21 protein-coding genes are annotated in these 22,137 nt (G+C 76.3%); 15 read left to right on the forward strand and 6 right to left on the reverse strand.

The window, feature by feature from the left end:
* Positions 1–2 precede the first annotated feature (2 nt).
* Both E9529_RS13640 and E9529_RS13645 read right to left on the reverse strand, forming a co-directional pair.
* On the reverse strand, positions 3–1,127 hold the full coding sequence (locus E9529_RS13640; RefSeq protein ID WP_236831703.1) for a PQQ-binding-like beta-propeller repeat protein: 1,125 nt from the start codon (positions 1,125–1,127) through the stop codon (positions 3–5).
* Entirely contained in the window at positions 1,127–2,920 is a 1,794-nt protein-coding gene (locus tag E9529_RS13645; RefSeq protein WP_236831704.1) for a DEAD/DEAH box helicase, read from the reverse strand. Before E9529_RS13645 ends, E9529_RS13640 begins: the two co-directional genes overlap by 1 nt.
* A 191-nt stretch (positions 2,921–3,111) precedes the next feature.
* Between E9529_RS13645 and E9529_RS13650 the strand changes: the two genes are divergently transcribed.
* Complete coding sequence (locus E9529_RS13650; RefSeq protein WP_236831705.1) at positions 3,112–3,762, forward strand: ferritin-like fold-containing protein; 651 nt, start codon at positions 3,112–3,114, stop codon at positions 3,760–3,762.
* Positions 3,763–4,118: 356 nt separating this feature from the next.
* On the opposite strand, the gene E9529_RS13655 is transcribed toward E9529_RS13650, so the two are convergent.
* Together E9529_RS13655 and E9529_RS13660 are read right to left on the reverse strand one after the other, a co-directional pair.
* Positions 4,119–4,355 (reverse strand): DUF3107 domain-containing protein, encoded by a 237-nt coding sequence (locus E9529_RS13655; protein ID WP_236831706.1) that lies wholly within the window; start codon positions 4,353–4,355, stop codon positions 4,119–4,121.
* Between the two features lie 99 nt (positions 4,356–4,454).
* Entirely contained in the window at positions 4,455–5,099 is a 645-nt protein-coding gene (locus E9529_RS13660) for a TetR/AcrR family transcriptional regulator (RefSeq protein WP_236831707.1), read from the reverse strand.
* 72 nt (positions 5,100–5,171) lie between these two features.
* Between E9529_RS13660 and E9529_RS13665 the strand changes: the two genes are divergently transcribed.
* The 12 genes from E9529_RS13665 (at position 5,172) to E9529_RS13720 (ending at position 17,931) form a co-directional block, all read left to right on the forward strand.
* A complete protein-coding gene (locus tag E9529_RS13665) occupies positions 5,172–6,218 on the forward strand; it encodes an alpha/beta fold hydrolase (protein ID WP_236831708.1) in 1,047 nt (348 codons plus the stop codon).
* A 40-nt stretch (positions 6,219–6,258) separates the two neighbouring features.
* Positions 6,259–6,597 carry a hypothetical protein gene (locus tag E9529_RS13670; protein WP_236831709.1) on the forward strand — a complete coding sequence of 113 codons (339 nt, stop codon included), beginning with the start codon at positions 6,259–6,261 and terminating at the stop codon, positions 6,595–6,597.
* Complete coding sequence (locus E9529_RS13675; RefSeq protein WP_236831710.1) at positions 6,564–6,893, forward strand: DUF3152 domain-containing protein; 330 nt, start codon at positions 6,564–6,566, stop codon at positions 6,891–6,893. The genes E9529_RS13670 and E9529_RS13675 overlap by 34 nt, the downstream gene beginning before the upstream one ends.
* Positions 6,894–7,099: 206 nt before the next feature.
* Positions 7,100–8,260 carry an adenylyltransferase/sulfurtransferase MoeZ gene (moeZ, locus tag E9529_RS13680; RefSeq protein ID WP_236831711.1) on the forward strand — a complete coding sequence of 387 codons (1,161 nt, stop codon included), beginning with the start codon at positions 7,100–7,102 and terminating at the stop codon, positions 8,258–8,260.
* A 159-nt stretch (positions 8,261–8,419) separates the two neighbouring features.
* Complete coding sequence (locus tag E9529_RS13685; RefSeq protein WP_236831712.1) at positions 8,420–9,004, forward strand: TIGR03086 family metal-binding protein; 585 nt, start codon at positions 8,420–8,422, stop codon at positions 9,002–9,004.
* Positions 9,005–9,085: 81 nt separating this feature from the next.
* Positions 9,086–9,415, forward strand: a complete 330-nt coding sequence (locus E9529_RS13690; RefSeq protein WP_236831713.1) for an MGMT family protein — start codon at positions 9,086–9,088, stop codon at positions 9,413–9,415.
* A gap of 72 nt (positions 9,416–9,487) precedes the next feature.
* Positions 9,488–10,255 (forward strand): biosynthetic peptidoglycan transglycosylase, encoded by a 768-nt coding sequence (locus E9529_RS13695; protein ID WP_236831735.1) that lies wholly within the window; start codon positions 9,488–9,490, stop codon positions 10,253–10,255.
* A 36-nt stretch (positions 10,256–10,291) separates the two neighbouring features.
* On the forward strand, positions 10,292–10,453 hold the full coding sequence (locus tag E9529_RS13700) for a hypothetical protein (protein WP_170852150.1): 162 nt from the start codon (positions 10,292–10,294) through the stop codon (positions 10,451–10,453).
* Between the two features lie 57 nt (positions 10,454–10,510).
* Positions 10,511–13,693, forward strand: a complete 3,183-nt coding sequence (locus tag E9529_RS13705) for an ATP-dependent DNA helicase (protein ID WP_236831714.1) — start codon at positions 10,511–10,513, stop codon at positions 13,691–13,693.
* Positions 13,690–17,013 carry an ATP-dependent DNA helicase gene (locus E9529_RS13710; RefSeq protein ID WP_236831715.1) on the forward strand — a complete coding sequence of 1,108 codons (3,324 nt, stop codon included), beginning with the start codon at positions 13,690–13,692 and terminating at the stop codon, positions 17,011–17,013. Before E9529_RS13705 ends, E9529_RS13710 begins: the two co-directional genes overlap by 4 nt.
* A 113-nt stretch (positions 17,014–17,126) precedes the next feature.
* Complete coding sequence (locus E9529_RS13715; RefSeq protein WP_236831716.1) at positions 17,127–17,462, forward strand: hypothetical protein; 336 nt, start codon at positions 17,127–17,129, stop codon at positions 17,460–17,462.
* Between the two features lie 85 nt (positions 17,463–17,547).
* Positions 17,548–17,931: a VOC family protein gene (locus E9529_RS13720; protein ID WP_236831717.1), complete on the forward strand. Its 384-nt coding sequence runs from the start codon at positions 17,548–17,550 to the stop codon at positions 17,929–17,931.
* Positions 17,932–18,024: 93 nt separating this feature from the next.
* Here the strand turns inward: E9529_RS13720 and E9529_RS13725 are convergent, their stop codons facing one another.
* A complete protein-coding gene (locus E9529_RS13725; RefSeq protein WP_236831718.1) occupies positions 18,025–18,876 on the reverse strand; it encodes an alpha/beta fold hydrolase in 852 nt (283 codons plus the stop codon).
* Positions 18,877–18,979: 103 nt separating this feature from the next.
* Between E9529_RS13725 and E9529_RS13730 the strand changes: the two genes are divergently transcribed.
* Positions 18,980–20,392 carry a dipeptidase gene (locus E9529_RS13730; RefSeq protein ID WP_236831719.1) on the forward strand — a complete coding sequence of 471 codons (1,413 nt, stop codon included), beginning with the start codon at positions 18,980–18,982 and terminating at the stop codon, positions 20,390–20,392.
* Here E9529_RS13730 and E9529_RS13735 read toward each other — a convergent pair.
* Entirely contained in the window at positions 20,389–21,156 is a 768-nt protein-coding gene (locus tag E9529_RS13735; protein ID WP_236831720.1) for a putative protein N(5)-glutamine methyltransferase, read from the reverse strand. The two genes, E9529_RS13730 and E9529_RS13735, sit on opposite strands and share 4 nt — an antisense overlap.
* Before the next feature lie 63 nt (positions 21,157–21,219).
* On the opposite strand from E9529_RS13735, the gene E9529_RS13740 reads away from it, so the two are divergent.
* Complete coding sequence (locus tag E9529_RS13740) at positions 21,220–22,098, forward strand: DUF2510 domain-containing protein (RefSeq protein WP_236831721.1); 879 nt, start codon at positions 21,220–21,222, stop codon at positions 22,096–22,098.
* Positions 22,099–22,137: the final 39 nt, after the last annotated feature.

Below are 22,137 nucleotides of genomic sequence, written 5' to 3' on the forward strand. Positions count from 1 at the left end.
GCTCAGCGGTAGCCGCGGACCTCGCCGGGCAGCGCGAGCACCACCGCGGGGCCGGCGACGCCGGCCAGCGCACCCTCGGGGAGCGCGGGCGTCGCGGTTCGGCCGAGCTCCGCGCCGGTGGCCGGGTCGAGGTGGACGAGCCCGTCGGAGGTGGGGACGGGGAGGGCGGGTGCGCCGTCGGCGGTCGTGGCCGGCTCCGCGGGGAGGCCGGTGGCGGAAGCTGACCACAGCGGTCGCGCCGACCCTGGCTCCACCGCCGTCAGGGTGCCCGCGGCGAGGACCAGCACGGCGGCGTCGGTGCCGGCCTGCCGCACCACCGGCCCGGGCCCCGCGGGCAGGGTGGTGAGCACCGAGCCGTCGGCGGCGGACAGCAGCTGCACCTCGTCGTCCACGCGTACGACGACCGGCAGGTCGGCCCCCACCAGCTCCGGGGTGCCCCCGGCCGCCGGGAGGTCGCGGGCCCAGTGCTCCTCGCCGTCGAAGCCGTCCGCCAGCCGCAGCTGGGCGCCGGCGGAGCCCGCGCAGCGCTGCAGCACCGCCACGCCGGCGTCGCCGGCCGCGGAGTGCAGCAGCTCGCACCCCTCCGGGGGGACGTACCGCCAGCGGGTGCCGCCGCCGGCCGGGTCCAGGGTGACGATCCCGGTCGGGGTGGCGGCGAGCACGATCCCGCCTGTCGAGGTGAGCGCCACCCCGGGCCGGAAGTTCACGTTGCGGGTCCAGGCCCGCACCCCGGTCCCGGCGTCGAGGGCGACCGCCTCGTCGCAGCGGTCCGCCGTCCGGAACACCGCGACCGCCACGCCGTCGGTCACCGTCGCCCCGCACAGCTCCGCGTTCTCGCGGGTGTAGTGCCAGGCCTCCTCGCCGGTCAGCGGGTCCAGGGCCCGCACGCCGTGCGGCGAGCCGACGAGCACCCTGCCCTCGGCGACGACGCCGCCGGGCAGCGGGTCCGCCCCGGTGGACCACGCGTCGGAGACGGCACCGGCCGGCGGCCCTGGAGGGACGTCGGCCGGTGCGGCGGTGGTGCTGGAGGTGGCGGCGGCGTCCGATCCGCGCCACAGCAGGCCGGCGACGACGAGCAGCGCCAGCGTGGCCGCCGCCCAGACCCAGACCCGCAGCGGCGGGCGCATCAGGCGGGGTCGGCGCCCGTGCTCGCGGCGTCCGGGCTGCCCGCGCCCTCGGCGCCCGACCCGCCGCGCCCGGCACCGCCACGACGGCGGCGACGGCGACGCGGCTTGGCGCTCCCGCCCTCGGCAGGGGCGTCGGTCGCGGCGGGGGCGTCGGCCCCGGTGGCCTCCGCCGTGGCGTCGGCGCCACCGCTGCGCCGGGTGCGGCGCCGCGGCCGGCTCTTGCCGCCGCCGGACGGGCGGTCGTCCTCGGCCGGGCGCGAGAGGCCGGCCGGGCGGTTGCGCTTGCCGGTCTCGCCGAGGTCCTCGAGGGTCTCGGCCTCCAGGCCCTCGCGGGTGCGCTGCGAGCGGGGCAGGCGGCCCTTCGCGCCCTCGGGCACGTCGAGGTCCGAGTACACCCACGGCGAGGTGGAGTACGTCTCCGGCGGGTCGTCGAAACCGAGGCCGAGCGCCTTGTTGATCAGCTGCCAGCGGGGGATGTCGTCCCAGTCGACCAGCGTCACCGCGACGCCGGTGCTGCCCGCCCGGCCGGTGCGGCCGATGCGGTGCACGTAGGTCTTCTCGTCCTCGGGGCACTGGTAGTTCACGACGTGGCTCACGCCGGTCACGTCGATGCCGCGGGCGGCGACGTCGGTGGCCACCAGGACGTCGACCTTGCCGCTGCGGAACGCGCGCAGCGCCTGCTCGCGGGCGCCCTGACCGAGGTCGCCGTGCACGGCCGCCGCGGCGAACCCGCGGTCGACCAGCTCGTCGGCGACCTTCTGCGCGGTCCGCTTGGTGCGGCAGAACACCATGGCCAGGCCGCGGTCGCGGGCCTGCAGCACGCGGGACAGCAGCTCCGGCTTGTCCAGGTTGTGCGCCCGGTAGATGAACTGCGTCGTCTGCGGGACCGTCGAGCCCTCGTCGTTGCCGTGCGCCCGGATGTGGGTCGGCTGGGTCATGAACGACCGGGAGAGGGTGACGATCGGGCCGGGCATGGTCGCCGAGAAGAGCATCGTCTGCCGCTTCTCGGGCACCATCGCGAGGACCCGCTCGATGTCGGGCAGGAAGCCCAGGTCGAGCATCTCGTCGGCCTCGTCGAGGACGAGCACGCGGACCTTGCCCAGGATCAGGTCGCCGCGCTGGGCCAGGTCGAGCAGCCGCCCCGGGGTGCCGACGACGACCTCGACGCCGCTGCGCAGCGACTCGATCTGCGGCTCGAAGGCGCGCCCGCCGTAGATGGCCTGCACGCGGATGCCGCGCGTGCTGCCGGCGGTGCCCAGGTCGCGCGCGACCTGCACGCACAGCTCGCGGGTGGGGACGACGACCAGCGCCTGGGGCACGCCGTCGGCACCCTCGCTCGGCGGGGTCACGCGGGTGAGCAGCGGGACGCCGAAGCCCAGGGTCTTGCCGGTACCGGTGCGGGCCTGGCCGATGAGGTCGTTGCCGGCCAGTGCCAGGGGCAGCGTGAGCTCCTGGATGGCGAAGGTGCGGGTGATCCCGGCGTCGGCCAGCGCGGCCACGATGTCGGGGTGCACGTCGAAGTCGCTGAACAGCGGGCTGTCCGCGGCGACGGGGGCGCCGCCGAGCTCCTCGACGGCCTGCTCGAGCTCCTCGGGGGCGGGCGCGCCGGTCTCGGCGTGCTCCAGCTCGGGTGCGGTGGTGGGGTTCTGCTCGGTGGAGGTCAGTGGTCTCGCCTCTGGTCTGCCGGGGGACCGGCTGCGGCAGCGGTGTCGCCGCCTCGCGCCCGTCCCGGGTCTGGTGTCGCGGGATCGGTTCCCTGCGCCGACGCGGCCAGCAGAACCGGACCTCGTCACGGCCCGGGAGACAGCCCGGGAGGGCGTCGTCCAGCGGTCGTCAGCGCACAGATGTACGAGCGTGCCCGGAGGCCCGCCGATTCCCATGCTAGCGCGGGCACCGGTTAGCCTCTCGGCGCCGCGCTCCCCGCTGTCGGCTGCATCACTCGTCCGGGGCACGCGGGACCCCGTCGCCGAGCCCAGGAGATGCCGTGCCACCGGTCGAGAACACGGCGGTCGCCGATCTGCTCGGCGTGCTCGCCTATGCCGAGCTGACCGCCTTCGACCGGCTGGCCGAGGACGCCCGCATGGCGCCGTCGCTCGACGGCCGGGCCGCGCTCGCCCGGATGGCCGCGGCCGAGATCGGGCACCACTTCCGGCTCACCGCCCGGCTGGAGGAGCTGGGGGTGGACCCGTCCGCGGCGATGGCGCCGTTCACCTCCGCGCTCGACACCTTCCACGAGAGCACCCGCCCCAGCACCTGGCTGGAGGGGCTGGTGAAGGCCTACGTCGGCGACGGCCTGGCCGCCGACTTCTACCGCGAGATCGCCGGGTTCCTGCCCGAGCCCGACCGCGGGCTGGTGCTCGACGTGCTCGCCGACACCGGGTACGCGGACTTCGCCGTCCGCGAGGTGCGCGCCGCCATCGCCGCCGACCGGTCGGTCGCCGGCCGGCTGGCGCTGTGGGGGCGGCGGCTGGTGGGCGAGGCGATGACCCGGTCGCAGGCGGTCATCGCCGAGCACGACCCGCTCGCGGAGCTCATCGTCTCGGGCACCGGCGACCTCATGGGCGTCGGCCGGCTGATCGAGCGCATCACGCAGGCCCACACGGTGCGGATGAAGGCGCTCGGGCTCAACCCCTAGCCGGCCCCGCGCGGTCCCGTCCCAGGCGGTGGTCCCGTCCCAGGCAGTGGTCCCGTCCCAGGCAGTGGTCCCGCCCCAGGCATGGGAAGCGGTACCTGCGGTGCGGGCCGCGGAAGCGCAGCAACTGCTTCCTGTGCCCCCGCCCGCGCCGGGGCGCTCGTCGCCTTCGGCGGGGCGCGAGTGCGACGAACTCGTGGTCATCGGCCCTCGATCACCACGAGTTCGTAGCAGTCGGCGCAGCCGGGGTGCACGGGGAGAGGTCGCGCCGGCGCGAGGTGACCGGCGGTCCGGCATGCGGAAAGGGGCCCTCCCGCGCGTCGCGGGAGGGCCCCTCCCGTGGTGCCTGCGGTCCGAGCTCAGGCGCCGGCGATGAACCCGACCCGGCGCTGGTCGGCCTGCGCGATCTCCACGTAGGCGATGCGGTCGACCGGGACGAGGACCTGGCGGCCCCGCTCGTCGACCAGGGTGAGCAGGCCGTCCTTGGTCGAGCCCGACATGGCCTTGGCCACCTCGGCCGCGATCTCGTCGGGGGTCCTGGGGCTCTCGATGACCAGTTCCTTGGGCGAGTGCTGGACGCCGATCTTGACTTCCACGTGGGCGATGCCTCCTCGTTGCGCGACTGGTCCCAACGCTAGTGCAGACCGTGGCGCCGGGACCGGCCGAGCGGGTGCGCCGACAGCGAACGCCGCCGCTCAGGAGCCGGGCTGGTCGCCGTCCACCCGCGGGAAGCCGGAGATGCCGCGCCAGGCCAGCGCGGACATGAGCGAGACCGCCTCGTCGCGGGTGACCGTGCCCTTCTGCGGCAGCCACCAGCGGGCGGCGGTCTCGGAGAGCCCGGTCAGGCCCGAGGCCAGCAGGTGCGCGCGCTCGGTGTCCAGGCCGGTGTCGGCGGCGATCACGCCGGCGATCGCCTCGACGCACACCCGCGTGCCGCGGTCGACGATGGCGCGCACGTCGTCGTCGTTGCGCAGGTCGGACTCGAACACCAACCGGAACGCCTCGCCGTCGGCGTCGATGAAGTCGAAGTAGGCGCCGACGGCGGCGTCGACCCGGGCCCGGTTGTCGGCGGTGCGGCCCATGGCCTCGCCGACCCGGTGGGCCAGCTCGGTGACGTGCTCCTCCAGCAGCGCCAGGTAGAGCTCGCGCTTGCCCGGGAAGTGCTGGTACAGCACCGGCTTGCTGACCCCGGCGCGGACGGCGATGTCGTCCATGGCCGCGGCGTGGAAGCCGTGCGCGACGAAGACGTCCTGCGCCGCGCGCAGCAGCTGGAGCCGGCGCGCACCGCGCGGCAGGCGGGAGGTGCGCCGGTTGACCGCGGCGGGGTGTGGAGGCTGCATGGCAGGGGGGATGCTACCGACGGGTTCGGGCTCCGCTCGACCGATGGGTACGCAGCGTTACCGTCGAGGGTGATGTCCGAGGCAGCACTGTCCCCGACCCCCTTGCCGGTGCTGGGTCCGGTCGTGCCGCCGTGGCCGGGGGGCGGGGTGCCGGTCCGCGGCGGCGAGGTGTTCGTGCGCCGCACGCCGTGGACGGGCCCGGTCGGGGACGGCGCGGCTGCGGACGCGCCACGGGAGCGGGCGCTCTACGTGCACGGCCTCGGCGGCGCCTCCACCAACTGGACCGACCTCGCGGCTCTGCTCGCCGTGCGATTCGACGGCTGGGCGGTGGACCTGCCCGGCTTCGGGCGCTCGGGCCCCCCGGCGCGCGGCGGGTACTCCGTCCGCGGCCACGTCCGCGCCGTCGTCGACGTCCTCGAGCACGTCGTCGCCGAGCCCGGCCCGGGTGAGGGCCGCCCGGTGCACCTGGTCGGCAACTCCCTCGGCGGGCTGGTCAGCCTGCTGGTCGCGGCCCGGCGCCCGGACCTCGTGGCGACGCTGACGCTGGTGTCCCCGGCCATGCCGGTGTACCGGGTGCCGCCGGCGTTCAGCCGGGCGCTGCTGCTCCTGCTGGTCCCCGGCGTCCCGGCGCTCGCCGAGCGCCGGCTGGCCGCCGTGACGCCCGACCAGAACGTCCGGTCGATGGTGCGGATGTGCTTCGGCGACCCGGGTGCGGTGCCCCGGGAGCGGCTGGAGCAGGCGGTCCGGGAGATGCACGAGCGGGCCGAGCAGCCCTGGGCCGACCGCGCGCTCGCCCGCAGCATGCGCGGCCTGATCACCTCCTACCTGCGGCTCGGCCCGGCCAACGCCTGGCGGGCGGCCCGGGGGCTGCGGATGCCCGTCCTGGTCGTCTGGGGCGACCGCGACCGGCTCGTCGACGCGGCGCTCGCCCCGCGGCTGGCCGCGACCGTGCCCGACGGCCGGCTCCTCCTGCTCGAGGGCGTCGGCCACGTCGCGATGCTCGAAGCCGCGGAGCCCACGGCCCGCGCGGTGCTCGGCATGGTCGAGGACCGGTCCGGCGGGCCGGGCGTGGCGGAGCCGCCGGCTGTCGCCGAGAGCCCACGCAGCGTGAGACCCTGAGCGCACCGGGGGACGGAGCGAGCGAGCGGGGAGGCGGCCGGTGGGAGGACGTCTGACCGACGGCCGTCCCGTGGCCCGCCCCGGTCAGCCCCCGCAGCGGCGGCCCGCGCCGCCCCGGCGGATCGACCGCAGCCGCCGCGGCCGGCTGCGCCGGTTCGTGCGGCGCCACGGGTGGCGGGCCTACGCGATCCCGGTGCTCGCGGTGGCCACCGTCGCCGTCCTCGTCGACCTCGTGCTGAACCCGCCGGGCGCGACGCCCACCGCCCCGGCTGCCGGCGGCACCTCCGCCCCCGCGGCTCCCACCACCACCGGTGGGGCAGCGGCGGGCGCCTGTCCTTCCAGCGGGTGGGTGCGGGCGCGGCGTTCGACTTCCGGGTGAGCCTGGTCAGCCCCGGGAGCATGGAGACCTACTGCCCGGGCGTGGGCACCGGCGGGTACACCTCCTGCCGCTACGGGGACCGGGCCGTGATCAACCTCGCCCGGTGGGCGACCGCCGTCCCGCACTACGAGGGCGACGTCGCCACCTACCGGCGCTACGTGGTCAACCACGAGGTCGGCCACGTCCTGGGCAACGGCCACGTGCGGTGCCCCGGGCCCGGGCAGCCCGCCCCGGTCATGCAGCAGCAGACGCTGGACCTGCAGGGGTGCGCGCGGAACGCCTGGCCCTACCCCTGACGACCTCCGCGATGATCAGGTGGCCTGATCATCGAGCGTCCTCCCGCACCGTCCGCGGTGAGGGAGGACGCGCTGCGGCGGGGGAGGACGGCGGGGGAGCCGGCGGCAGCCGGCCCCGGACGGTGGGAATCCCGCTGCGTGTCAGGCTGTTGTCCGCGTGAACGACGGCTCTCGGGCCGCTGTCTGCTGATCAGAGGAGCCAACCCGTGTCCCTGCCACCCCTGGTGGAGCCCGCCGCCGATCTTTCGATCGACGAGGTCCGCCGCTACAGCCGCCACCTGATCATCCCCGACGTCGGCATGGACGGTCAGAAGCGCCTGAAGAACGCCAAGGTGCTGGCCGTCGGCGCCGGTGGCCTCGGCTCGCCGGTGCTGATGTACCTGGCCGCGGCCGGGGTCGGCACCCTCGGCATCGTCGAGTTCGACGTCGTCGACGAGTCCAACCTGCAGCGCCAGATCATCCACGGGCAGTCCGACGTCGGCCGGTCCAAGGCCGAGAGCGCGCGCGACTCCATCAAGGAGATCAACCCGCTGATCGACGTCCGGCTGCACGAGACGCGGCTGGACAGCGACAACGTGCTCGACATCTTCAGCCAGTACGACCTGATCGTCGACGGCACCGACAACTTCGCCACCCGCTACCTGGTCAACGACGCCTGCGTGCTGCTGGGCAAGCCGTACGTGTGGGGCTCGATCTACCGGTTCGACGGCCAGGTCTCGGTCTTCTGGGACGAGCACGGTCCCAACTACCGCGACCTCTACCCGGTGCCCCCGCCGCCCGGCATGGTCCCCAGCTGCGCCGAGGGCGGCGTGCTCGGCGTGCTGTGCGCGACGGTCGGCGCGATCCAGGCCACCGAGGCGGTCAAGCTGATCACCGGTGTCGGTGAGACGCTGCTCGGCCGGCTCATGGTCTACGACGCCCTGGAGATGACCTTCCGCACCATCAAGGTGCGCAAGGACCCCGAGGGCGAGCCGATCACCGGCCTCATCGACTACGAGGCGTTCTGCGGCGTCGTCTCCGAGGAGGCGCAGCTGGCGGCCGCCGGCTCGACGATCACCGTCGACGAGCTCAAGGACATGATGGACGCCGGCAAGGAGTTCGAGCTGATCGACGTCCGCGAGCCCAACGAGTACGAGATCGTGTCGATCCCGGGCGCGAAGCTCGTCCCCAAGGACGAGATCCTCTCCGGCCGGGCGCTGTCCTCGCTGCCGCAGGACAAGCCGATCGTGCTGCACTGCAAGACCGGTGTCCGGTCCGCCGAGGCGCTCGCCGCCATCAAGAACGCGGGCTTCTCCGACGCCGTGCACGTCCAGGGCGGCGTGACGGCGTGGGCCACCCGCATCGACAAGGCGCTGCCGACCTACTGAAAGGACCTCGTCCCTCCCCACGACACGCTCCGCGCGCCGCGGGGCCCTGGGACGAGGCCGTTCCAGGCCCTCACCGAGGGCCGTTCCAGCACGTCACCGGGGCCCGGTCTGTTTCTCCACGGGGAGGCGGGCCGGGCCCTCGGCATGTGTACTGACGCCATGGCCGACTTCTCGCACGTGGAGCTCCTGGAGCTCTTCCAGCGGGCCCAGAACCAGTTCACCGACCGGGTCGACGCGGTCGAGCCGGGGCAGTGGGACGACGAGTCGCTGCCCGGCTGGACCGTGGCCGACCTGGTGGCGCACCTGGTGAACGAGGCGCTCTGGGTACCGCCGCTGCTGGCCGGCGAGCCGGTGGACCTGATCGAGGGTCGTTTCCCGGACAGCACCGAGGACCTGCTGGGCGACGACCCCCTCCTCGGGTGGGAGTCCGCCGCCGACGCCGCCCTGGCGGCCTTCGCCGCGGACGACGCCCTGCGGCACACCGTCCACCTCTCGCGCGGGCCGACACCGGCGGGCGAGTACATCTTCGAGATGGCCACCGACCTCACCGTGCACGCCTGGGACCTCGCCCGCGCCACCCGCGGGGACACCGAGCTCGACGGCGAGCTGGTGACGGCCGCGCTCGTGTACGCCGAGCGGCTCCCCGACGGCGGTGTGCCCGGGCTGTTCGCCCCGCCGCTGGACGTCCCGCCGTCGGCCGCCCCGCAGACCCGGCTGCTGGCCCGGTTCGGCCGGCGCGGCTGAAGCGTGCCGGGCGGTCGTCCGGACCCACGTCCCGCGTCCGCGGACGCCCGGGTCCGGGGCGTCGCTTGCCATGATCGGGGCGTGACCCCGGACCCGAGGGACGTCGACGAGGCGGTGTTCGACGTCGTCGAGCGGATCCCGCCCGGACGGGTCAGCAGCTACGGGGCGATCGGCGAGCTGGTGGGTGTCGGGCCCCGCAGGGTGGCCCGGGCGCTGGCGCAGGGAGGCGCGGCGGTGCCCTGGTACCGCGTCGTCCGCGCCGACGGCTCGGCCGCCGAGCCGGTGCGCGCCCGCCAGCTGGAGCTGCTGGCCGCCGAGGGCGTGCCGGCGCGGAACGGCAAGGTGGACCTGGCGGCCGTCGGCTGGCCCGACCGGGCGGCACCGGCACGGCGCCGTCCACCTGCGGGATGATCACGGCCGGGGTGGGATCGCCCCGCAGGGCGATGCGCGCGGACGGCGGCGCGCGGTGAGCTGGTCAGCGTGATGGCACACCTCGAGGAGCAGCCCCGGACCTCCGCCCCGGCAGCATCCCGGCCCCGGCGGTCGCGCGGCGCCCGCATCCGGCGGGCCGGCCTCCGGTCGCTGGGCGGCCTGCTCGTCCTGCTGCTGGCGGCGTTCGCCGTCGGCTGGGCGGCGACGCCCGGGGTGGCCGACGCCGAGCAGCGGGTGGCGGCCCGGCTGGCGGCGCTCGGCGGCACGCCGACGACGGGGGAGGTGCCGGGGCGGATCGCCGCCGCGCTGCTGGCCACCGAGGACAGCCGGTTCGGCTCCCACCCGGGCATCGACTGGCGCGGGGCGCTCCGGGCGCCGCTCGGCGTCGTCGTCGGCCGGGACCTCGGTGGCTCGACGATCCAGCAGCAGCTGGCGCGTGTCCTCTACGAGGACGGCGCGATCGACACCGGCGCCCGGGCCCGCTCGGTGGTCCTCGCCGTCAAGCTCGACCGGGCGTGGAGCGACGAGCAGCTCCTGCGCATGTACCTGGACGCCGTGTACTTCGGCCACGGCTTCCACGGGGTGCAGGCCGCGGCCGAGGGCTACTTCGGGCTGGCCCCCGCCGAGCTGGACTGGGCGCAGGCGACCGTCCTGGTGGGGCTCGTGCAGGCACCCAGCGCCTACGACCCGCTGGCGCACCCTGAGCTCGCGGCCGCGCGGCAGGGGCACGTGCTCGACCGGCTGGTCGCCGTGGGCACCCTGACCCGGGCCGAGGCCGACGCGATCGCGGCCGAACCGTGGCATCTCACAGCCGGATGACTCCAGTTCCGCGCCCGGGGTGCCGAGCACTAGGGCATGAACACCATGGCGTGCCGGGCAGTGGCCCAGGCCGGGCTGGCGGCAGGGACCGCGTCGCTGGACGAGGAGCGGGCGTGGCCGCTGCTCCTGGTGGCCGGCTGGCTGACCACCGCGGCCGACCTGATGCTCGAGCAGTCCCTGCTGGACTCCCTGGCCTGACCCGCCCGTCCCGCCCGCCGTCCCGAGATCGTCGTACCCCCGTGCTTCCATCGAGAGGTGGCGCAGCGCGGGGGTGAGGGCGGTCCGGTCTACCGGCTGCTGCCGGGGGAGCCGCCCCGCAGCAGCGCGCCGGTGCTCGACCCGACGCAGCAGGCCGTCGTCGACCACCCCGGCGGGCCGCTCCTCGTGCTCGCCGGCCCCGGCACGGGCAAGACGACGACGATCGTCGAGGCCGTCGCCACGCGCATCGACGCCGGCGTCGACCCCGAGCAGATCCTCGTCCTGACCTTCAGCCGCAAGGCCGCCGCCGAGCTTCGCACCCGCATCACCTCCCGGGTCGCCCGCACGATCCGCGAGCCGCTGGCGCGCACCTTCCACTCGTACGCCTACGGGGTGCTCCGCCGGGCCGCCGTCCTGCGGGGTGACCCGCCGCCCCGGCTGCTCACCTCGGCCGAGCAGGACGCCGTCGTCGCCGAGCTGCTGCGCGGTGACGCCGAGGGGGTGGGCACCGTCCGCTGGCCCGAGGAGCTCGCGCCGGCGCTCGGCACGGAGGGCTTCCGGGCGGAGCTCCGCGAGCTGCTGCTGCGGGCGACCGAGCGGGGCGTGGACGCCGAGCGGCTGGCCGCCTGGGGCCGGGAGGCCGGTCTCGAGCACTGGGTGCACGCCGCGGCGTTCCAGCAGCAGTACGAGAACGTCAGCGACTTCTGGGTCGCCTCCCGCGGTGACGCCTCGGGCTACGACCCCGCGGAGCTGGTCCGCCAGGCCATCCTCGAGCTGACCGGAGACGCCGAGCTCCTCCGCCAGGAGCGCGAGCGCGCCCGCTGGCTGTTCGTCGACGAGTACCAGGACACCGATCCCGCGCAGGTCGAGCTGCTGGAGCTGCTGGCCGGCGGCGGGGGCAACCTGGTGGCCGTCGGCGATCCCGACCAGTCCATCTACGCCTTCCGCGGCGCCGAGCCGCGGGGCATCGTCGAGTTCCCCGAGCGCTTCCGGCACACCGGCGGGCGGGCCGCGGGGCGGGTGTCGCTGGGCGTGTGCCGCCGCTCGGGCGCCGAGCTGCTCCGGGTCAGCCGGCAGGTGGCCGAGGGCCTGCCCGGCCCGTGGGAGCACCGCCGGTTGGCCGCGGGGGAGGGCACCCCGCCCGGCGAGGCCGAGGTGCACGTCTTCGGCTCGGCCTCGGTCGAGGCCGCCTACGTCGCCGACGTGCTGCGGCGGGCCCACCTGCTCGACGGCGTGCCCTGGTCGGGCATGGCCGTGGTGGTGCGCACCGCCGCGGTGCTGGGGCCGTTCCGCCGGGCACTGGCCTCGGCGGGGGTGCCGGTCGCCGTCTCCACCGACGAGCTGCCGCTGGCCGCCCAGCCCGCCGTCGCCCCGTTCCTGCACGCGCTCTCCGCGCTGCTGCCGGGCCCCGGTGGGGAACCCGCCGGCCTGGACGAGCCGGGCGCCGAGGCGCTGCTGACCTCGGCGCTGGGCGGGGCCACCGTGCTCGACCTCCGCCGGCTCCGCCGCGCCGTCCGCATCGCGCTCGCCCGGCAGGGGGTCGACGCCGCCGAGCGCGGTGCACCGCTGGCCGCCGCGCTCACCGACGCGGCGCTGCTGGAGGCGCTGCCCGAGCACGTCGCGCGCCCGGCGACCCGGGTGGCCGCGGTGCTGGACGCCGGCCGCTTCGCGCTCGCCGACGACGGCACCGCCGAGGACGTGCTGTGGGCGATGTGGCAGCGCAGCGGCCTGGCCTCCAGGTGGGCGCGGGCCAGCGCCGCCGGGGGTCCTTCCGGCGCCGTCGCCGACCGGGACCTCGACGCCGTGGTCGCGCTGTTCGACGCCGCCGCCGGCTTCGTCGACCGGCTGCCGTCGGCCGACGTCCGGGCATTCGTCGAGCACCTGTCCGCCCAGGAGCTGCCCGGTGACACCGGTGCGGCGCGGGCGGTCGCCGGCGAGACGGTCCGGCTGCTCACCGCGCACGCCGCCAAGGGGCTGGAGTGGGACCTGGTCTGCGTGTCGGGGGTGCAGGAGGGCCTGTGGCCCGACCTGCGCGAGCGCGCCTCGCTGCTCGGCGCGGAGGTGCTCGTCGAGAAGGCGGCGGGCATCGACGGGGCGCGGACCGACCGCCGCACCCTGGCGCTGGCCGAGGAGCGGCGGCTGTTCTACGTGGCGTGCACCCGGGCCCGCCGGCGGCTGGTGGTCACCGCCGTGGAGGGCGCCCTCGACGGGGCCGACGCCGGCGCGACCGCCTCCCGCTTCCTCGACCTCGTGTCACCGCCGCCGCCCGACGGCCGGCCGCTCACCGAGCTGCCCCGCGCGCTCACCCTCCCCGCGCTCGTCGCGGAGCTCCGCCGGGCCGTCACCGACCCGCAGACCCCGCCCGCCCGGCGGTCGGCCGCCGCAGCCCTGCTGCGCCGGCTGGCCGACGAGGGCGTACCCGGTGCGGCGCCCGCCCGCTGGTGGGGGCTGGCGCCGCTGTCGGACGACGCCCCGCTGGTCGACGAGGAGCTGCCGGTGCGGGTGCGCCCGTCGGCGATCGAGACCTTCCAGCGCTGCCCGCTGCGCTGGGTGCTCGGCGCGGTCGGTGCCGAGGCCTCGCCGGATGCCACCCGCACCGTGGGCTCGGCGGTGCACGCGGTCGCCCAGCAGGTGGCCGAGGGGCTGCCCGCGGCCGACGCCCGCCCGGTGCTGGACGCCGAGCTCGACCAGCTCGACCTCGGCCCCGGCTGGGCCGACCAGCGGCAGCGGGTGCAGGCCCACGACATGCTCGACCGGTTCCTGCGCTGGCACGCGGCCAATCCCCGGGAGCTGGTCGGCGCCGAGGTGGACTTCGACGTCGTCGTGGGGCGGGCGCGCATCCGCGGCCAGGTCGACCGGCTCGAGCGGGACGCGGAGGGGCGCCTGGTCGTCGTCGACCTCAAGACGGGGAAGACGGCGGCGAAGAACACCGAGGAGCACGGGCAGCTCGCGGCCTACCAGGTGGCGGTCGCAGCCGGCGCCTTCGAGCAGCACGGCACCGCCCCCGGGGGCGCGGCGCTGCTGCAGGTGGGCACCGGCGCCAAGGCCAAGGAGCAGCACCAGGAACCGCTGCCCGCCGACGTGCCGCTGGAGGGCACGTGGGCCGGGGAGCTCGTCGCGGAGGTGGGCGTCGGCATGGGCGCGGGGACGTTCGAGGTGCGCACCGGCACGCACTGCTCGCGCTGCCCGGCGCGGCGCAGCTGCCCGCTGCAGGAGCCCGGCCGGCAGGTGACCGGATGAGCGACGAGCAACTCTCCTTCGACGACCTGCTGGCCGGGGCCGCGCCGCCGGAGCCCGCGCCCCGGCGGCTGCTCACGCCCGCCGAGGTCGCGGAACGCTGCGGTCTCTCCTACGCGCCCTCCGACGAGCAGGCCGGCGTGGTCTGCGCCCCGGCGGACCGGCCGCTGGTGGTCGTCGCCGGCGCCGGCTCGGGCAAGACCGAGACGATGGCCGCCCGCGTCTCCTACCTGGTGGCCAACCGGATCGTCGAGCCCGAGGCCATCCTCGGCCTGACCTTCACCCGCAAGGCCGCCAGCGAGCTGAACGAGCGGATCCGGCTGCGGCTGGGCGCGCTGGCCCGCCACCCGGAGACCGAGGACGACCTGCGCGAGCGGCTCGCGATCGCCCAGCCCACCGTCTCCACCTACCACGGCTACGCCGCCGCGCTGGTCGCCGAGCACGGGCTGCGCATCGGCGTGGAGCCCGGCGCCGGGGTGCTGGGCCCCGCCATGTGCTGGGGGCAGGCCGCGACGGTGGTCGCCGCCTGGACCGGCGACATGGCCGACGTGCCGCTCACCCTGCTGACCACCGTCGAGGACGTGCTGGCGCTCGCCGCCGAGATGGGCGAGCACGACGTGAGCGCCGCGGCCCTGCGCACCTGGACGGCGCGGCTGGAGGCGCAGATCGCCGGCTACGCGGACGCGCCCAGGAAGAAGGGCCCCTACGCCGCCGTCACCGAGATGCTGGCCCGGCAGAAGGCGCGCGTGGCGCTGCTGCCGCTGGTCGAGGCGTTCGAGGCGCGCAAGCGGGCCCTGGGCTCGATCGACTACGCCGACCAGGTGGCGCACGCCGCCCGCATCGCCGTCGCCGCTCCCGAGGTCGGGCGCCGCGAGCGGGCGCGCTGGAAGGTGGTGCTGCTCGACGAGTACCAGGACACCAGCGTCGGGCAGCTGCGCATGCTGGAGGCCCTCTTCGGCGGGGCGAGCGGCCACCCGGTGCTCGCCGTCGGCGACCCGCGCCAGTCCATCTACGGGTGGCGCGGTGCCTCGGCGGGCACGATCGAGCGCTTCGACCGCACCTTCCCGGGGCGCCCCGGCCGCACGGCGCAGCGGCTGACGCTGGCCACCAGCTGGCGCAACGACGAGGCGGTGCTGGCGGTGGCCAACGCCGTCTCGGCGATGCTGCCCGCGCCTGCCCAGCCGCTTCCCGACCTCGCCCCGGCGCCCACCGCCGGCCGCGGCTCGGTGACCGTCGGGCTGTACGAGACCGTCGCCGAGGAGACCGCCGCCCTGGCCGACCGCCTGGCGGCCTGCTGGAACGGCACCGACCCCGCCGTCCGGCCCAGGCCCGACGGCCGGCCGCCGTCGATGGCGGTCCTGGTGCGCACCCGCAAGCAGCTGCCCGGCATCGCCGCGGCCCTGCGCGAGCGCGGGCTGCCCGTGGAGGTCGTGGGGCTGGGCGGCCTGCTGGAGGTGCCCGAGGTCTCCGACGTCGTCGCCACCCTCACCGTGCTGGTCGACCCGACCGCCGGGGACGCGATGGGCCGGCTGCTCACCGGCGCCCGCTGGCGGATCGGCCCGCGCGACCTCGCCGCGCTCGAGGCCCGCGCCCGCGCCCTGGTGCACTCCCGTCGGCCGGCCCGCCCGGACGGGCCCGACGGCGAGCACGCCGGCGTGGTGGAGGCGCCGCAGGAGCGCGGCAGCATCGTGGAGGCGCTCGACGACCTCGGCGACGCCTCGCAGTACTCGCCCGCCGGCTACCGGCGGCTGCGCCGGTTCGGCGCCGAGCTCGCGCACCTCCGCGGCCGGATCGGGGAGTCGCTGCCCGACCTGGTCGACGAGGTGGCCCGCACGCTGGGGCTGGAGACCGAGCTGGCCAGCGCTCCCGGGGTCAGCCCGGCCGGCGCGCGCGCCCACCTCGACGCGCTGCACGGCGTCGCCGCCGAGTTCACCGAGCTGGCCGAGCTGCCGTCGCTGCCGGCGTTCCTGGGCTACCTGCGCGACGCCGAGGAGCGTGAGCGCGGCCTGGAGCCCGGCGAGGTGGCGGTCAACCCCGAGGCGGTGCAGCTGCTCACCGGGCACTCGGCCAAGGGGCTGGAGTGGGAGGTCGTCGCGGTGCCCGGGATGACCGCCGACCAGTTCCCGGCCCGCACCAACGCCAGTGACTCCTGGATCAAGGACCCGGGCGCGGTCCCGGTCGACCTGCGGCTCACCGACCGGGAGGAGCTGCCCCGGCTGCGGCTGCCGGTGCCCGGCTCGGGTGACCAGGCGGCGGTGCGCGACGCGCTGGAGGACTACGTCCAGGACTGGAAGGACTTCGGTCGGGACGAGGAGATCCGGCTGGGCTACGTCGCCGTCACCCGCGCCAAGCGGCTGCTGCTGTGCTCGGGCAGCTGGTGGCGCGACGGCGTGAAGCCGTGCGGCCCCTCGTCGCTGCTGACCACCGCGAAGGAGGCGTGCGAGGCCGGCGCCGGTGCGATCGTGCACTGGGCGCCCGCGCCCGAGGACGGCGCGACCAACCCGGCGCTGGAGGAGTGGCCGGTCGGCGTGTGGCCGGCCGACCCGCTGTCGGAGCCGCGGCGTCGGGCGCTCACCGCGGCCGCGCAGCTGGTGGAAGGGGCGGCGCCGCACCCGCTGGACCCGGAGCGCGCGCTCGGCGGGGGAGACGAGCTGGTGGAGCAGTGGGTGCGCGACGCCGACCTGCTGCTGCGCGAGCGGGCGCGCCACGAGAGCCCGACCGTCGACGTCCCCCTGCCCTCGCACCTCTCGGTGTCCGCGCTGGTCACCCTACGCCGCGACCCGGCCGAGCTCGCCCGGCGGCTCCGCCGGCCGATGCCGGCCGCACCCGCGCCGCAGGCCCGCCGGGGCACGGCGTTCCACGCGTGGCTGGAGGAGCGGTTCGGCGCCGCCCGGCTGGTCGACCTCGACGAGCTGCCCGGCTCCGGTGACGAGCTGGCCGCTCCCGACGACGCGCTGGAGGAGCTGCGTGCGGCGTTCCTGGCCAGCGAGTGGGCCGACCGGCAGCCCGTCGAGGTCGAGGTGCCGTTCGAGACACCCCTGGGTCCGATCACCCTGCGCGGCCGGATCGACGCGGTCTTCCAGCGCGAGGACGGCGGCTACGAGGTCATCGACTGGAAGACCGGCCCGCCGCCGACCGGGGCGGAGCTCGCCGCCGTGGGTGTGCAGCTGGCCGCCTACCGGCTGGGCTGGTCGCGGCTGACCGGGGTACCGGTCGAGCGGGTCAGCGCCGGGTTCCACCACGTCGCCGCGAAGGAGACCCTGCGCCCGGTCGACCTGCTCGACGAGGCGGGCCTGCTCGCCCTGATCACCGGGACGGGCTGAGCGACTCCCCGAGCGTTCCAGGAGGAGCGATGGACCGGTCCCGGCGTCGTACCGCACGAGCCATCGTCGCCTCGAGCGCGGTGCCGCTTCTCGCTGCGTGCGGAGGTGGCGAGGTGATCGCGGCAGGCGGCGTGACCGTCCTGGTCTCCGAGCGGACAGGCTCCGGCATGGACGCGCTGGGTGGCGGCCGGCTGGAGGTCGTGGGGGGATGCCTCGGTGCCGGCGGCTCCGTGGTCGTCTGGCCCCACGGCACCGAGGTGGTCGACGAGGAACCGATGACGATCGATGTCCCTGGCCACGGCATCTACGGCCTGGGCGACGAGGTCGAGGTCGGAGGTGGCTTCGTCCTCGAGCACTCCTCGCAGGACGTGCGACCCGGGCCCTTCGACATCGCGGGCGTGACCGTCCCGGCCGGGTGCGCGGAGCACGACGTCTTCCTCGCCCGCTGACGACGCGCCGCTCGCGACCGACCGGTCGGGGCTCGGTGCCCGCGCACGGACGGCGCACCCCGTGCGGAGGCGCGAGGATGGCGCCATGGACGTCCTGAGCAGCCGCATCCTGCTCCGACCGTCGGACGCACGCCGGTCGCAGTCGTTCTACCGGGACGTGATCGGCTTGGCGGTGCACCGCGAGTTCGGTCCTCCGGAGCACCCCGGGGTGGTCTTCTTCCTCGGCAACGGGCTGCTGGAGGTCTCCGGCCGGTCGGAGGAGCGCCCGGCCGGTCTGGCCCTGTGGCTGCAGGTCCGGGACGTCGCCGCCGAGCACCACCGGCTGGCGGCGGCCGGCGTCACGGTCACCCGGCCGCCCGCGCTGGAGCCCTGGGGTCTGGTCGAGATGTGGATCGAGGACCCCGACGGCGTGCGGATCGTCCTGGTGGAGGTCCCCGACGAGCACCCCCTGCGCCGCGACCAGCGCTGAGTCCACGCCGCGGGACGTTTCCGCGGGAACGCCCCGGCCCGCCGTTCACGGGTCCCCGCGGACGGCCGCCGGGGCGAGGGAGCCGGCCGGGCGTCAGGTCGAGGCGACCCGGTCCAGGATCGCGCGGGCCAGCTCCTCGGGAGCCTGCTCCGGGATCCAGTGCGTGACGCCGGGCAGCTCCACGAAGCGGTAGTCGCCGGTCACGAACTCCGCGCACGCCTCCGCCGCCGTCCGGCCGATGGCGACGTCGCCGTCGCTCCACACGTACGTCGTCGGCACCTCGACCTTGTCGACGCGGATGTCCGAGCTCATCGCCCGGTACCAGTTCAGCGCCGCGGTGAGCGCCCCCGGCGCCGAGAGCACGGCCACGTACTCGTCGACCGCCTCGGGGGAGACCCCGGTGTCGCCGTCGGCACCGAGCAGCATCCGGCGCAGCCGGCGCGCGTCGTCGGCGAGCAGCACCTCCTCGGCCTTGCCGGGCTGCCAGAACAGCCGGATGTAGGACGAGCGCTCCTTCTGCTCCGGGTCGATGCGGAAGGCCGCGGTGTAGGCGGCCGGGTGCGGCACGGAGACGGCGGTGAGCGAGCGGACCCGGTCGGGGTGCCAGGCACCGAGGGTCCAGGCGACGTTGGCGCCCCAGTCGTGGCCCACGACGTCGGCCACCGGGATCTCCAGCGCGGTCATCAGGTCGGCGGTGACCTGGGCGAGGCTCTGCATCGCGTACGCCTCGACCTCGGACGGGCGGGCCCCGGGGGAGTAGCCGAGCTGGTCGGGCGCGTAGGTGCGCAACCCGGCCTGGGTGAGCAGCGGCGTCACCGCCGCCCACGACGCCGAGGTCTCGGGGAACCCGTGCAGCAGGAGCACGGGCCGGCCGTCCTCGGGTCCGTCGACGCGCACGTCGAAGGTCAGGTCGCCGACATCGGTCCGCAGCAGCTCTCCGGGCATGCCCCGGACGCTAACGGTCCCGCGCGGGCGCCGCGCCCCCCGGGAAACCCCGAGCGGCGGGCGCAGGCCGGGCGGCCGGGCGGCGCGGCTACCGTCGGGGACCGTGACCAGCGCCGAACGGAACTTCGTCCTCGACCACCTCGACGACCTGCACACCGATCTCGACGCCTGGCTGCGCATCCCGTCGATCTCGGCCGACCCCGCGCACGCCCGCGACGTCGCGGCCAGCGCCACATGGCTGGCCGACGCGCTGCGCCGCGTCGGCTTCCCGACCGTGGAGATCTGGCAGACCGCCGGCGCCCCGGCCGTCTTCGCCGAGTGGCCCAGCGCCGACGCCGGCGCCCCGGTCGCCCTCGTCTACGGCCACCACGACGTGCAGCCGGTCGACCCGCTCAAGCTGTGGGAGCACCCACCGTTCGAGCCGACCCGGGTCGAGGGACCGGACGGCCCGGAGCTGCACGCCCGCGGAGCCATCGACGACAAGGGCAACGTCGCCTTCCACCTGCTCGGCATCCGCGCGCACCTGGCCGCCACCGGCCGCGACACCCCGGCCGTCACGGTCAAGCTGCTCATCGAGGGTGAGGAGGAGTCGGGGTCGCCGCACTTCGAGGGCCTGCTCCGCGACAACGCCGACCGGCTGGCCTGCGACGTCGTCGTCGTCAGCGACACCGGGATGGCCGCACCCGACGTCCCCAGCGCCGTGACGGCGATGCGCGGCCTGGCCGACGCCGAGATCACCCTGCGCGGCCCGGCCGTCGACCTGCACTCCGGCTCCTTCGGCGGCGCCGTCCCGAACCCGCTGCACGCGATGGCCGAGCTGCTCGCGAAGCTGCACGACGAGCAGGGCCGGGTGACCATCCCGGGCTTCTACGACCGGGTCCGCCCGCTGTCGGACCGCGAGCGCGAGCTGATGGGCCGGGTGCCGTTCGACGAGCAGGCCTGGCTCGCCGGCCCGGCCGCCTCCCGGGCCACCTACGGCGAGGCCGGCTACAGCACCCTGGAGCGCACCGGCGCCCGGCCGACCGCCGAGGTCAACGGCATGTGGGGCGGCTACACCGGCCCCGGCCACAAGACGATCATCCCGGCCGAGGCGCACGCCAAGGTCACCTTCCGCCTGGTCTCCGACCAGCGCCCGGAGGACGTCGGCCCGATGCTGCGCGCCTGGGTCGAGGCGACCGTGCCGGAGGGCATCCAGGCCGAGGTGCACACCCCGCCCGGCGGGGTCGCGCCGTGCGCCAGCGACCTGGACTCCCCGCACATGGACGCGCTGCTCGCCGCCATCGGCCAGGCGTTCGACACCGACCCCGGCGACGTGCTGTTCACCCGCGAGGGCGGCAGTGGCCCCGAGGCGGCGATCGTCGAGGCCCTCGGCGCCCCGCTGCTCTTCCTCGGCGCCGGGCTGCCGACCGACCGGATCCACTCCCCGAACGAGCGGGTGCTGCTGCCGATGCTCTACCGCGGCGCGGAGGCGGCGGCCCACCTCTGGCGGGAGCTCGCCGCCCGCCGCGCCGGCTAGGGGCGCGTGCCGACGACGACCACGGCCCCGCGGTCGTCGTCGGTGACCTGCCGGGCCGCCAGCCCGGCGGCGGCAACCAGGGCGAGCGCGGCGGGCACCTGGCCCTCGCCGCACTCGAACAGCAGCGCACCGCCCGGCGCGAGCCACTCCGGCGCGCCGGCGGCGACCCGGCGGGCCAGCGCGAGCCCGTCCGCACCGCCGTCGAGCGCCGTCCGCGGCTCGTGCTGCCGCGCCTCCGGGGGCAGCAGGGCGACCGCCGCCGTCGGCACGTAGGGGACGTTGGCGGTGAGGACGTCGACGCGACCGCGCAGGCCCGGGGGCAGCGCGGTGAACAGGTCCCCCTCGTGCACGGGCGTGACCGGCAGGTTGAGCCGGGCGCAGGCCACGGCCGCGGGGTCCAGGTCGGCGGCGTGCAGGTCGAGGTCCGGGACGGCGGCGGCCAGCGCCGCGGCGACCGCGCCGGTCCCGCAGCACAGGTCGACGACGACGGCGCCCGGGCGCGCGAGCACCACGGCCTCGGCCACCAGCAGCTCGGTGCGGCGGCGCGGCACGAAGACGCCGGGCGCGACGGTGATGCGCAGCCCGGCGAACGCGGCCCAGCCGAGCACCTGCTCCAACGGCGCGCCGGCCACCCGCCGCGCGACCAGCCGGGCCAGGTCGCCGGCGTCGCGAGCCTCCGCCGCGAGAAGGGCCGCCTCCTCCTCGGCGAAGACGCACCCGGCGTCGCGCAGCCGGCGCACGAGGTCGCCGTCGGGGGAGTGCACGGCGGCCTCCTTCGGCGGGCGCGGGTCCCCGGGCCGCTACGGGTCACGCCCTAGGCTGAGGCCGTGACCGGAGCGGGCCAGGACGCGGCACCGGGGTGGTACCCCGACCCGGCCGGCACCCCCGGCATGGTGCGCTGGTGGAGCGGTACCGCGTGGTCCGACGTCATGATGCCCGCGGGTCCGGGCGTCCAGGTGCACCGGGGGGCCGCCCGCACCGCCGTGCAGGAGCCGGCCGCGCCGGAGGCGCCGGCGCAGCCCGCCGGCCGCCGCTCGCGCGCCCGGCTGTGGGTGGCCGCGGGCGCGGTGCTGGTGCTCCTCGTCGCCGCGGTCATCGCGGTGCTGGGCCGGTCGCCGGGTGGCGACGCCACGGCCGAGGAGCCGGTCGTCGCGCCGGCCCCGGCCCCCGGTGACCCCTTCCCGCCCGGCACCGTCCGGATCATCGACGAGGTCGCCGGCATCTCCTACCCGTACCTGGGCGAGGGGTGGTCGGAGTTCGACCTGGGCCGGCAGCTGGAGACGTCCGCGACCGCCGGCCAGTACTTCACCACCCAGGAGGCCACCCCCGACGGCGGCATCTTCATCTCCCAGTGCACCTCCGGCCCGGTGGCCGAGGGGTACGGGTGGGCGGGGCCGTCGACGCTGCAGAGCACGGTGACGACGCTGGCCGCGAGCGTCCGCGCCAACTACTACCCGGGGCCGAACACCATCGAGATCCGCCGGGACGAGCCCCGGACCGTCGACGGGCGGCCCGCCCACCTGCTGGAGTTCCAGCTCTCGTGGGACGTCGAGGGCTACGACGCCTCCGGCGAGCGGGCGGCGCTGCTGCTCATCGACGTCGGCCGGCCCGCCCCGGCGCTGCTCTACGTCTCCATCCCCAACACCCACGCCGAGCTCTACGGCGTCATCGACCGGGTCGTCACCGACGTCGACGTGTTGGAGTGACGAACCGCGCGGGCGACCGACGAGCGGGGCCCGGAGGGT

It is taken from the genome of Blastococcus sp. KM273128, assembly GCF_021698975.1.
In the GTDB taxonomy this organism is placed as follows: Bacteria; Actinomycetota; Actinomycetes; order Mycobacteriales; family Geodermatophilaceae; genus Blastococcus.